14 protein-coding genes are annotated in these 12,172 nt (G+C 59.0%); 9 read left to right on the forward strand and 5 right to left on the reverse strand.

What is annotated here, in order from left to right; all coding sequences use genetic code 11:
• From P0D52_RS00085 to dapF, 3 genes are read right to left on the reverse strand one after another with little or no spacing between them, the layout of a single operon-like run.
• Entirely contained in the window at positions 1 to 552 is a 552-nt protein-coding gene (locus P0D52_RS00085; protein WP_394693419.1) for a DUF4166 domain-containing protein, read from the reverse strand.
• A complete protein-coding gene (locus P0D52_RS00090) occupies positions 549 to 1,013 on the reverse strand; it encodes a YtoQ family protein (protein ID WP_394693420.1) in 465 nt (154 codons plus the stop codon). The genes P0D52_RS00085 and P0D52_RS00090 overlap by 4 nt, the downstream gene beginning before the upstream one ends.
• Entirely contained in the window at positions 1,010 to 1,819 is an 810-nt protein-coding gene (gene dapF, locus P0D52_RS00095) for a diaminopimelate epimerase (protein ID WP_394693421.1), read from the reverse strand. Before dapF ends, P0D52_RS00090 begins: the two co-directional genes overlap by 4 nt.
• Before the next feature lie 83 nt (positions 1,820 to 1,902).
• On the opposite strand from dapF, the gene P0D52_RS00100 reads away from it, so the two are divergent.
• Complete coding sequence (locus tag P0D52_RS00100; protein ID WP_394693422.1) at positions 1,903 to 4,125, forward strand: prolyl oligopeptidase family protein; 2,223 nt, start codon at positions 1,903 to 1,905, stop codon at positions 4,123 to 4,125.
• A gap of 51 nt (positions 4,126 to 4,176) precedes the next feature.
• Here P0D52_RS00100 and P0D52_RS00105 read toward each other — a convergent pair whose 3' ends face one another.
• Positions 4,177 to 5,070 (reverse strand): hydrogen peroxide-inducible genes activator, encoded by an 894-nt coding sequence (locus P0D52_RS00105; RefSeq protein WP_394693423.1) that lies wholly within the window; start codon positions 5,068 to 5,070, stop codon positions 4,177 to 4,179.
• A 131-nt stretch (positions 5,071 to 5,201) separates the two neighbouring features.
• Here P0D52_RS00105 and P0D52_RS00110 point away from each other — a divergent pair, with 131 nt between their 5' ends.
• From P0D52_RS00110 to P0D52_RS00145, 8 genes are all read left to right on the forward strand, one after another.
• Positions 5,202 to 5,753 (forward strand): peroxiredoxin, encoded by a 552-nt coding sequence (locus P0D52_RS00110; protein WP_394694804.1) that lies wholly within the window; start codon positions 5,202 to 5,204, stop codon positions 5,751 to 5,753.
• Positions 5,754 to 5,834: 81 nt separating this feature from the next.
• Positions 5,835 to 6,368 (forward strand): carboxymuconolactone decarboxylase family protein, encoded by a 534-nt coding sequence (locus tag P0D52_RS00115; protein WP_394693424.1) that lies wholly within the window; start codon positions 5,835 to 5,837, stop codon positions 6,366 to 6,368.
• A gap of 178 nt (positions 6,369 to 6,546) precedes the next feature.
• Entirely contained in the window at positions 6,547 to 6,855 is a 309-nt protein-coding gene (locus P0D52_RS00120) for a hypothetical protein (RefSeq protein ID WP_394693425.1), read from the forward strand.
• Positions 6,856 to 6,915: 60 nt separating this feature from the next.
• Positions 6,916 to 8,193, forward strand: a complete 1,278-nt coding sequence (locus P0D52_RS00125) for a dicarboxylate/amino acid:cation symporter (protein WP_394693426.1) — start codon at positions 6,916 to 6,918, stop codon at positions 8,191 to 8,193.
• A 3-nt stretch (positions 8,194 to 8,196) separates the two neighbouring features.
• Positions 8,197 to 8,823, forward strand: a complete 627-nt coding sequence (locus P0D52_RS00130) for a hypothetical protein (RefSeq protein WP_394693427.1) — start codon at positions 8,197 to 8,199, stop codon at positions 8,821 to 8,823.
• 51 nt (positions 8,824 to 8,874) lie between these two features.
• Entirely contained in the window at positions 8,875 to 9,450 is a 576-nt protein-coding gene (locus tag P0D52_RS00135) for a hypothetical protein (protein ID WP_394693428.1), read from the forward strand.
• 250 nt (positions 9,451 to 9,700) lie between these two features.
• Positions 9,701 to 11,056: a hypothetical protein gene (locus P0D52_RS00140; protein WP_394693429.1), complete on the forward strand. Its 1,356-nt coding sequence runs from the start codon at positions 9,701 to 9,703 to the stop codon at positions 11,054 to 11,056.
• A 37-nt stretch (positions 11,057 to 11,093) separates the two neighbouring features.
• Positions 11,094 to 11,456: a DUF983 domain-containing protein gene (locus P0D52_RS00145; protein ID WP_394693430.1), complete on the forward strand. Its 363-nt coding sequence runs from the start codon at positions 11,094 to 11,096 to the stop codon at positions 11,454 to 11,456.
• 148 nt (positions 11,457 to 11,604) lie between these two features.
• On the opposite strand, the gene P0D52_RS00150 is transcribed toward P0D52_RS00145, so the two are convergent.
• A complete protein-coding gene (locus P0D52_RS00150) occupies positions 11,605 to 11,907 on the reverse strand; it encodes a GIY-YIG nuclease family protein (protein WP_394693431.1) in 303 nt (100 codons plus the stop codon).
• Positions 11,908 to 12,172: the final 265 nt, after the last annotated feature.

Here is a 12,172-nt window from a genome sequence, read left to right on the forward strand (position 1 = left end):
TCAAGCGATCCGCATCAGACAGCCCCTGTAACTGACGATCTCGCCTATCAGCGGCAGGGCCGAGGCCACATCAAAGATATGGGCGTTTCCGTCCGCACGCTCGCTGGCCCGCATGCGAGGCGCAAGCCAGCCCGGCAGTGGCAGGCCCCAGAGGTGAGCCCGCACCAGGTGAAAGTCGATGCCGTCTTCATGCCCGGTCAATCGGAAGTGGAACCGAAACGGCCCGATGGTTTCGATCAGCACAATCTGCGCGCCGTCCTGCCGGACTTGCTGATGCGTTTCAAAGACCCGGCCGCCATAGTCGCGTTTCAAGGTTTCGCCATTGGCAGAGCGCGTGACCGTGATGCGTGCCGGGACGTCCCTTCCGGCCCTGGGGAGCCCCATAAGGTCCGCTGCGAGCCCGGCCAGCGGGTTTCGCGATCGCGAAATGTCGGCCCGGCCTTCAACGACAACCACCGGATCGGGTGAATGCAGCTGGCGCGTGACGTCCGGAATGACGGCCCAGCTTTTGCCCAGTGCACGTTGGTACGCGAATTGGCGTGCGTCGCTCACCGCGGTAGTTGGCCAGCAATGACGTAAGCCAGAATGGCGGCGACCTGACCCGGTTGGGTACAGGTCGCAAGGGCTGCCCCGTCCACCTCCTTCATGGCATGGGTCAACGCGTCATCGCGCAAGGTGATCAGCGGACGGCCAAGAGCTGCGGCATAGCCGGCATCAAAGGCGGCATTCCATTGCCGATATTTGTCACCAAAGCGAACGACAACGATGTCCGCGCTTTCCAGCAGGGTGCGGGTGCGTATGGCGTTTATTTTTGCGCCCTTATGGTCGCGCCAGAACGGAGAATCCTCCTCGCCGAGTATAACCGCGCCACAATCATCGGAATCGGCGTGGACCGTAACCGGCGAGACAAACTCGACCGGCAGATCCTTTTCCCTGGCGGCGGCCATGATCTGCTCGCGCCAGTCCGTGTGAATTTCACCCGACAGGTAAACCGTCCAAACAGCTTTGCTCATAGGTCCAGTTCCACTTCACCTTCCAGTTCGACCGGCCCTTCGAGCCAGACATGATTATCGTCTTTCCAGTCGCTGACGAGTTCGCCGCCATCCACAGAGACATGACATTGGCGGTTCAGGAACCCCTTTCGATGGCCCGCGACGATGGCGGCCGCTGCGCCCGTGCCGCACGCCTTTGTCAGTCCAGCTCCGCGCTCCCAGACGCGCAAACGAATGTGAGATCGATCAAGAACCTGCATAAAGCCGGCATTGACGCGCTCGGGAAACAGGGCGTCGTGTTCGGCCAATCGCCCCAGCTTTTCGATCGGGAATCCTTTCAAGTCCGGCACATCAAAGACAATGTGGGGATTTCCCATTGAAACGGCTCCTGGCTGCGAGACGGTCAAGTCGCCGATGGTGAGCGTGTAGTCGAGTGCCCGCGTATCCATTTCGCGGGCCAGCGGGATATCCCGCCAGTCTGTTCTCGCGGGGCCGAGATCGACAGACACGCGAAAATCAGCGACCCGCCGCGCCTGCGTCAATCCATAGGCCGTATCCAGTAACGCTGTTGTCTCGCCGGACTCACGCATCAGGAACCAGGCCGCGCATCTGGCACCATTTCCGCAGGCGCCGACCTCGCTGGCATCACAATTCCAGATCCGGTAACGGGCATCGCCAATCTCGCTGGGGGCCAGAAGCAAGACCTGATCGAAATTGCATTCCTGCCGCCAGCGCGAAATGGTCTCCGCCCTGATCTCGACCGGCCCCTGACGGGCGTCGATCAGGAGAAAGGCATTTCCCGTTCCGTTCATTTTCAAGGCGCGCATAGCAGTATCCTTGCAGGGTTTAACTTGAATCCGCGGCCCCAAACGCTAGGGATTACTCCAACATTATCTGGGGAGCGATCCACATGCTGCAACGATTTTTGACTGCTACCGCCGCCGGAGCCCTTCTGGTGGCCTGTTCTGCACCGGCACCTGACACCAATATGACGGACACCGAAACCGATATGACGGATACCGCAGACACGATGGAATCCGGCGATACCACCGAGACCCGCAATATTGTCCAGATTGACCCGGAGAACGATCCGCGCGTCTGGCTGGAAGAGGTCGAAGGTGAGCGAGCCCTGGAATGGGTGGAAGGCCAGAATGAGCGGACCTTTGACCGTCTGCAGGGCGATCCGCGCTATGACGAGCTCTATGAAGCGGCGCTGGAAGTCTATCAGAGCAATGACCGCATTCCGTATGGTTCCTACCAGAATGGCTATATCTGGAACTTCTGGCGCGATGCGACCAACACACATGGCCTCTGGCGGCGGACGAGTCTGGAAAGCTATCTCTCCGACAATACCGAATGGGACGTTGTTCTCGATCTGGATGCGGTCGCTGAAGAAGAGGGCATCAATTGGGTCTGGCAGGGCTCCAATTGCCTGAGCCCTGACTATAACCGCTGTATCATCACGCTGTCGGATGGTGGTCAGGATGCCTCCGTTCGCCGTGAATTCGATATGGAAAGCCGTTCCTTTGTCGAAGACGGCTTTGTTTCACCGGAAGCCAAGGGCGGCATGAGCTGGGTCGATGAAGACACGGTCGTTTTCGGTTTTGCGACCAATGAAGAGAACTCGACGACGTCCGGTTATCCGTCCGTTGTGTATCGCTGGGAACGCGGCACGCCGATGGAAGAGGCGACCGAGATCCTGCGCGGTGATCGCGAAGATGTCGGCCTGTTCGCGTTCCGGACCGAGGATAATGCCGGCAACACCTATATCATGGCGTCGGAAGCCGACACTTTCTTCGAGACGACCTGGTGGTATTTGCCAGAGGGCGCCGATCCGGTTTCCTTGCCGATCCCCGCGAAGTCTTCACTGTCGGGCCTTTATAACAATCAACTTCTATTCACGCTGGAAGAAGACTGGAACCGGGAAAATGGTGACAGCTTCCCGCAGGGTGCGCTGCTGTCGTTCGACATGGGCGAGTTTGCCGCGACCGGTGAAATCGGTGATGTCGCCACGGTCTTTGTGCCGGGGCCGCGCCAATCCATTGGAAGCGTCGGGATTTCCCAAAATACGGTCCTGATCCAGATCGATGACAATGTGACCGGGCAGCTCTGGCGTTTTGATTTTGACGGCAGTGACTGGACTTCCTCGCAGATCGAGACCCCGGAGAATCTGACGCTAGGCCTGTTTGGTACGAGCGTGCATCATGATCTCGCCTTCCTGAACGCTCAGGGCTTCCTGACGCCGGACTCCATGTATCTGGTGGACGTTGAAGCAGGCACGGTCGAAGTCGCGGATTCCACGCCGAGCTGGTTTGATGCCGAAGATCTGGTCGTCGAACAGCTGGAAGCGGAGTCCACCGACGGAACCATGATCCCCTACTTCGTGGTTCGCCACCGTGATACGGTCATGGACGGCTCTACGCCGACCCTTTTGTATGCCTATGGCGGTTTCCAGGTCTCGATCCAGCCCAGCTATTCGGGCGTTCGTGGACGCCTCTGGCTGGATCGTGGCGGCGCCTATGTGGTCGCCAATATCCGCGGCGGCGGCGAGTTTGGTCCGGCCTGGCACCAGGCGGGTCTGAAAATGGATCGTCAGCGCATCTATGATGATCTCATTTCGGTCGCGGAAAACCTGATCGATACCGGCCTGACCACGCCGCGCCATCTGGGCGTCTATGGCGGTTCGAATGGCGGCTTGCTGACCGGCGTCATGTTTACGCAGCGCCCGGATCTCTGGAATGCAGTCGTCTCTGCGGTGCCGCTGCTCGATATGTTGCGCTTCAACCAGCTACTGGCAGGTGCATCCTGGATGGGCGAATATGGTGATCCGAGCGATCCGGACGAGGGCGGGTTCCTGCGCTCGATCTCGCCCTATCACAATGTCGATGCGGATGGCGATTATCCGGAAATCTATCTCTATACTTCGACCAAGGATGATCGGGTTCACCCCGGCCATGCCCGCAAGATGGCGCATCTTCTTGAAGAATTGGGCCACCCCTATCTCTATTATGAGAACACAGAAGGCGGCCATTCTTCGGCGGCCAATCTGGCCGAAAGCGCGCGCCGCGATGCATTGCTCTACACTTTCCTCAGCCAGCAATTGATGGATGAGGAAGAGCCGACGATGGAATAGTCGCTGTTGGCCTGAAAGTCTGAAGCCCCGGAAGCAATTCCGGGGTTTCTTCTATATGAGGCCATCCAAGGACTGGGCAATCAGCTTGGCCTCGGCTTCGCGCGCCGAACCCTTGCGCCAGGCGATTCCTATTTCGCGCCCGATGATCGCCGGTGTGAAAGGTTTGACCACAAGGTCGAGCTCGTCTGTAACGCCGCCCTCGACGGCCAGCCGCGGGAGCAGGGTCGCGCCGAGACCGGATTTTACCATTTGCGCCAGCGTGTGGAGACTGGTGGCGGCAAAATCTGACCGCGACGCTGCGGCGGAACAGACCGCAAGGGCGTGATCGCGAAGGCAATGCCCGTCTTCGAGCATGAGAAGCTTCTCATCTTTCAGATCACTGGCCGAAAGGGTGGCTTGCCGCGCCAGAGGATGATCGGGTGGGGCAGCAAACAGGAACTCGTCCGATCCGACGGCGATGGCCTCGATACCAACAGCATCATAAGGCAAGGCGATGAGGGCGGCATCCAGATTGCGCGACCGTAGCCCATCGAGCAGGCGATCTGTCAGGTCTTCGCGCAAATATAGCTGCAGTTTGGGATGGGCGCTCGACAAGCGGGGTAACAATTTTGGCAACAGGAAAGGCGCAATCGTCGGAATGACACCCAGGCGGAAGGGCCCGCACAAGGGCTCGCCGGCCGCCCGGGCGGCCTGCACCAGGTCTTCCGCTTCGGCGAGGGTGGAGCGGGCGCGATCCAGTGCGGCTTCGCCTGCGGGCGTCAACGTTGCGCCTCTGGCGCCACGTTCCACCAAAGTGACGCCGAGCGTGGTCTCCAGCTCCTTGATCGCTGCGGATAACGTCGGCTGGGTGACGTGACAGATTTCAGCGGCACGGGAGAAGTTTCCTTCATCCGCGAGTGTCACCAGAAAGCGAAGCTGGCGCAGGGTGGGGAGCGGTATCGACATAGCGATATCGATATAAGCTATATCAAACCAAAAAACAATTCATTGGATTTATATCACGCCCTCCCGCATATCTGGCTCATCGAACGGGCGGAAAGCCCGACACTTTGAACACAAATATGAGGTCAGTCATCATGATGGGAATTGGCGAGAAGCTCCCCGAATTCGAAATCACCGGCGTGAAGCCCCGCTTCATGGAGCATGAAGAGAACGGTGAAAGCGCATTCGAAGCGGTCAATCAGGACAGCTTTGAAGGCAAGTGGAAGGTCATTTTCTTCTACCCGAAGGATTTCACCTTCGTCTGCCCGACCGAGATCAAGGCATTTGCCGATCTGAACGAGGACTTTGCTGATCGTGATGCGGTCGTTCTTGGCGGCTCCGCTGACAATGAGTTCTGCAAGCTGGCCTGGCGCCGCGATCACCCGGACCTCGAAAAATTGCCGATCTGGCAATTCGCCGACACGACCGGTTCGCTGATCGATGCTCTGGGGGTTCGTTCGGACGAGGGTGTGCCATTGCGCGCGACCTTCATCGTCGATCCGGACAATGTCATCCAGCACGTCTATGTGACCAATCTGAATGTCGGCCGGAATCCGGAAGACACTCTGCGCGTTCTCGACGCGCTTCAGACCGACGAGCTGTGCCCCTGTAACCGCGCCGTCGGCGGCGACACTCTGGCCGCGTAGTCCATCGCGACCTGACCCGGGACGCGCCTGCTCTCCTCCCCCGAGGCAGGCGCGTCTTTGTTTCCAACAAGGAGAATTCCTATGAGCCTCGAAACGCTCAAGACTGAAATTCCCGACTATGCCAAGGATCTGAAGCTCAACCTGTCCAGCCTGGCGCGGGAAACCGTTCTGGATGATCAGAAAAAATGGGGCACGTTTCTGGCCTCAGCCCATGCTCTTGGCGTGCCGGCAGTGGTTCGTGCCATTGAGGCGGAAGTCGGCGACAAGCTTTCTGCGGAAGCCAAATCCGGTGCCAAGTCCGCGGCTGCGATTATGGGCATGAACAATGTCTATTACCGCTTTGTACACCTGTCTTCCGCAAAGGATTACAAAACTTTGCCTGCCAAATTGCGGATGAATGTCATCGCCAATCCCGGTGTTGACAAGGCTGATTTCGAACTCTGGTCGCTCGCGGTCTCGGCGATTAATGGGTGCGGTATGTGTATCGACAGCCACGAGGCCGAGTTGCGCAAGCATGGCGTCACCGCCGAACAGATTCAGGCTGCTGTTCGCATTGCGTCGACCATCAATGCCATCGCTGCGGTTCTGGATGCCGAAAGCGCCATTGCGGCTTAAACTCCGTATTCTGAATTACAACATTTTCTCCTTCAAGGCGGCCTTCGGGCCGCCTTTTCACTTTTCATTAGCATTTAGAGTCATGCGGGCCGGCCCGTTTACCTTATGTATCCCTTGTTCTTTTTCGAGTTATCAAGAGCCCTTTGACTTTCAATAAAAACTCCGTATAGTCACTTTTATGGCAATGTTCCAAAACCCATATGAAGTGGTCGTTTCGCACGATCGTGATGGCCATGACGGCGGTGAAGCCGCGCGTTCGAGCCATTATTTCTCTGCCAATACGATGCAGAGTGCGAATGGCTATCGGGATGTGAGCTGGACGCGACTGGGCGTACAGATGCTCGTTGCATTGCCTTTGATGTCGGCCCCGCTGATCGAGGTGCTGGGCGATCTGGGATTGTTTGCCATGATTGCCGGTGCCGGTCTGGCCGGTGTGACGGCCTATGTGGGCCTTGCAAAGCTTCTCGACGCAACACGCCGCCGTTGACGCAGCCCTGAACCGGCCTAGTCTGCCGCCATCATAATGGCCGGGCGGGAGGCGGTTTTCATGTTCAAATTATGGTTTGGAATCACGCTGTGGAAGCGCGTTCTTGGCGCCCTTGTTTTGGGGATTGTGTTTGGCCTGGCTGTTCAACAGCTTATGGGCGATCAGGCTGAATCCTTCCTGGATGGATATATCCGCCCCTATGGCGAGATTTTTATCGCCCTGATCCGGATGATGATCGTACCGCTGATCTTCACCACCCTGGTGGCTGGCGTTGTGGCCATGAAGGAACCCGCCAAGCTGGGGACGCTGGGTCTGATGACGGTCGGTCTCTACCTGGTCACGACATTCTTCGCGAATGTGATTGGCTTGATCTTCGGCACCATCATGCGCCCGGGCGCGGGTGCTGCCGAGGCGCTGGCGGGCGCGACGCCCGAAGCAATATCCCAGGCGCGGCCCTCGGGTTGGGACCAGATCCTCGAGATTATCCAGAACCCGGCTGCGGCGATGGCGGATGCGAACATTCTGGCGATCATTTTCTTCGCCCTGCTTTTTGGAATCGGTATTCTTCTGGCGGGCTCCAAGGGTGAGCTGGTTGGAAAATTCTTTGAGAGTGCTTCCGAAGCGGTTCTGAAAGTCACGACCCTTGTGATGGAATTTGCACCATTTGGCGTTTTTGCCCTGATTTCCTATACGACGGTGGCCTATGGCATTGAGGCGTTCCAGTCGATTTTCTGGCTGATTCTGACGGTCTATCTCGGTCTCTTCACACACATGCTCCTTGTCTATGGCGGCCTGATCAAGGTGATCCTGCGTCTCCCTGCCATCCGCTTCTTCCGCGGTGTTGTCGATGCTCAGGCGGTGGCCTTTTCCACCTCGTCGAGCTCGGCCACGCTGCCGGTCACCATCACCAATGCGCGCCGCAATCTGGGTGTGCCCAAGGGTGTGGCGGGCTCGGTTCTGCCGCTGGGCGCAACGATCAATATGGATGGCACAGCGCTCTATCTCGGCATTCTGGCGCTGTTTGCCTCGCAGGCCTTCGGCATTGAGTTGACGCTGATGAATTACTTCATGATCGCGCTCACCGCTGCGGTGGTTTCGATCGGTGCGGCCGGTATTCCGTCGGCTTCGCTCTTCCTTCTGGCGACGGTTCTCAGCACCTTCGGGGCCAGCCCGGAACAGATTGCGCTGGTGGTCGGATTCATCCTGCCGGTTGACCGGATCATGGATATGGCGCGGACGGTGGTGAATGTAACCGGCGATGCGGCGGTCGCCACGACGGTGGCCAAATGGGAAGGCGAGCTGGACGAGGAGACCTTCCGCGATCCGGCGACGATCTAGCCGATGCGGATTACCGTCACCCGCGCGATCGAACTGACCGTTGCGGTCAGCGTGGTGATCATATCCGTCGCCTCCCTGTTTGTGGCGGTCGAGCAGAGCAATGTGCAACGGCGCACCTTGCAGGCCAGCGTGCTGCCCGTGATCCAGTACAGCACCGGGAATTATAACCTTCCGCTGGAGGAATGGCGCCTGACCGTCCGGTTTACCAATACCGGGATCGGGCCGGCGGAAGTCCGCTATATGCAGCTGAGCTGGGATGGAGAGCCGATCAACGATACGTCCGAATTCATCGCGCGATGCTGTGTACCCGACACGATCCCGGAAGCGGAACGCCTCTCCTTTGTCCATAATGCTTTCCGCGACGGCCAGATGGCGTTCCTCTTTGATTCCGTCGAGGGCCGTTTTTTCGCGCCGCAGGAAGATGTCGAGTATATTGTCTTCCGCCAGCCGGATCCGGACACCCAGCCGATTGGCTATGGGGTCTGGCAGGAACTGGACCGGACCCGGCATGATATGTCGGTCGAGGTCTGTTATTGCTCGGTCTTCGAGGATTGCTGGATGGCGCGTTTTCCAGAGCAGACGCGGGAACCGGTCGCGATGTGCCCGGTCAGAGCCCCCGAAAACGAATAAGCCGCCACGATCTGGCCTCATTCCCGCTGCAATCTGACGTTCATGGGATGGGTGCGGTTTCTCCTTGCCGCTGCGGCACTGCCTGCGATCTTTGCAGGCGTCTGGCTGGTGATTCACTGGCAGAGCCAGTCCGATATGGATCCCGCCATGCCTATTCTCACCACCGCGCCGCTGGAGGCCTGTGAGGCGTTTCAGGCGGCGGCCATCTCCAACACCTTGTCGGCGGAACGCCAGCTGGATCAGGCGCCGGCCCGCGCCTATGCGGCGGCGGCCGATGCCTTTGTGACGTCCGAGCTCGCGGCTGCAGTGTGTGATCCGGCGGACTGGGCGGATGCCAAATTGCGCACCCGGCCGCCCGAGCTCCAGAATGCGGCGTATAGCCGGCTGGCAGAGGGCGCGATCAGCGGTTTTGAAACCGCCTGTGCGGCGCTGGAGGACAGCGTGCTGACCGAAGAGGCGTATCGCAATCTGCTGACAGAGACGGGCCAGGCGGAATATGCGCACTGGCTGAAGGACAGTGCTGCGGCCTTTGTCTGTATTGACCGCCCGCGCCACCGGATTGGCCCGGCCGCCGGTCCCGATCCGCTGTTCCAATCCAATCTGATAACGGCGTCGGCACGGCAATAAGACCAGTTCCCGCGGGCGATTTTGCGCCGCCGTGGATAAGTGGGCGTGGATAGCGATTTCGTCTCCTACTACTACTACTACTACTACGACTACAATTCCGGCGATGGCTCCCGGGCGGGCGGCGATGGCGCGCAGGTCTGAAGGGCGGATGCAGATCATGGCGGCAGTCTAGGCGCAATCCGCCGTGCGGGGAGAAGCCGCGCCGCCCAATCCCGCAAGACAAGTGCTACACGCTTTGCTAGAGTGCGGCATGGGCATCATCGCGATTCTGTTTCGAACGGCCTTGCGGCTCACGGTCTGGGTATTGGCGCTGGTCGGAGCTCTGGTGGTGGCCGGAGGGTTGCTCTGGGTCTTTGTGATCTGGCCCGGTGTGGAGTCGGCTTATCCTGACCATGCGCGCGCGATGCAATATGCAGAGAGCGAGGTCAATCGGATTCTCGGTTCCGCGGAGCCGGGGCCTCCCGATTGCGACACATCGCTCGACCGATTGAATGCCCTTGCAGAAATGAGAACGCCGGCGGCCTTCATCGCGGCAGAGGAACTGAACCGTACGAGGCGTTGCGGCGGGATTGAAGGCGGCGATGTTTTGCGCGGACTTTCGATGATCAGCTATGCGCCGCCTTTGACGTTTGGAGAGCGCACCTCTGGTTATTTTAATGAGCTGGTTCACTGGTCAGGCCTGAGCTATCGCTCCGACTTTTTCTGGTATGGCCATCCGGAAACCCGCGAGTGTTTCAGTGAAGAGGTGTTCGATCTTTCCGGATGGCGGGCTTGGAGGTCTGACAATGCCGACTATCGAGAAATACGAATGGCCCAAATTCAGAAAAGTTATCAATGCGGCCAGATACTCAGTGCGCTCGGACATGATTATCTGAACGATTCCGATATTCAGATCCGTGCGAATGCCGCGTGGCTGATTAGCCGGGCCGGCAGTTATCACAATCCCGATGCCCGATGGTGGTATGAGTTTGTTTTCCCCACTCTGGATCAGGAACGCTTCGGTTACTTCGCAGAAGAAGCTGAACCCTATCGTTTTTCGGGCCCATGTTCGGAGTTGATGCGCGATCCCACCGATGCAGATCAAAATGGCCGATCCTTGCGGGAGATGGCCGCGATGGGACAGGCGGAGGCGACAGAGCTATGGCTCTCCTATGGTCCTTTTGAGACAGATGAACCATTCCGGTCCTGCACGGAAGAGGAATACCCGGACCTGTTTCGCCACTCCCAGGCTTGGAATGGCGGCTATGATACGCCCTTCTGGTATGCTGTGCACGCCATCCGGACGGAGCATGAGGCGGGGCTGAGCAATCTGCCCGAAATCGAGGCGGATATCGGCGCAGACTGCATCGGCCTGGCGGGCGAGATTGCCGTTGGGCTTCGCCCGATCATTCCCAGCCCTCCGGTGGATGATCCGGAATTACGAACGCTGATCCTGAGTTCCCTTACTTGCCAGCCGGAAGGGCTGCGGGATCCGGCGGAATACTGGAACGAGTATTATTCCATTCCGGACAGTACGGGGTATTTGCCGCCAGAAGCGGTTTATGTCTTACCCTCCTTCGAGCCGATCTTCCGGCGGGTCGCCGACTCCAGCGTCACCGAAAACTGAATCGCCGCTTGCGTGAGCGGGATATTGCGCCCACGCCATGGTCATGACGCTGCCTCTACCCAGTTTGCGGGTGGCCGCTTTTCGCGGCTTTCGTCTGCTCTGCCCGCACTGCGGGCAGGCGCGGCTGTTCACACGCTATCTCAAACCGGTTGAGACCTGTGGCCATTGCGGGGCGGATTATTCGGACATCCGCGCCGATGATGGTCCCGCCTGGCTGACCGTCCTGTGTCTGGGGCCATTTCTGGCGCCGCTGGCCTTTGGTGTGGCGGTGTCCGGCTGGCCCGCGATGATCACCTATCCGGTTCTGGCGGTGGCGATTATCGGCGCCGTCCTGCTCCTCCTGCCCCGCATGAAGGGTGTGGTGATCGGCGTGCTGCATGTCAGCCGGCTGGGGAAGTAGCCCCTGTTTTGCGCCATCCCGGAAAGGCGGAGCCTTATCCGGGACCCATGCCGCGACCGTGAGCCATCCGGAATGGGTTCCGGGTTCTCGCTTCGCTCGCCCCGGAATGACGGACACTGGATATGCAACGGCCCCGGAATGACAGGGGCTATCCGTTGAGTTCAAACCACAAATCGCGCCAGTCCGGATTCGTGGCCTCGATCAGGTCAATCTTCCACTGGCGCCGCCATATCTTGATGACTTTCTCGCGCAGGATAGCTTCGGAAATCAGTTCATGCGCCTCATACCAGACCAGCCGCTTGCAGCCATATCGCTGGCAAAAGCGGCTGCCCCTGCCTTCTCTGTGAGACAGGATCCGGGCCCCGAGATCACTCGTTATACCGCAATACAGCGTCCCGTTTTTCTGGTTCGCCATCATGTAAACGGCAATGGTTGACCCGCGCCGGCGCATAATTGCAATTTAAAAGATTATTATACTCCCGTCATCCCGGAAAGGCGAAGCCTTATCCGGGACCCATGCCGGTGCGTCGCCGATTCAGCATGGGTTCCGGGTTCCCGCCTGCGGCGGTCCCCGGAATGACGGAGGTGGGGCGTCTGCTATTTTGCGTCATCCCGGACGGCCCGTAGGGACGATCCGGGACCCATGCAGTAACCTTGAAACAACCGGAATGGGTTCCGGGTTCATGCTACGCATGCCCCGGAATGACGGACACTGG

It is taken from the genome of Hyphobacterium sp., assembly GCF_043584775.1.
In the GTDB taxonomy this organism is placed as follows: Bacteria; Pseudomonadota; Alphaproteobacteria; order Caulobacterales; family Maricaulaceae; genus Hyphobacterium.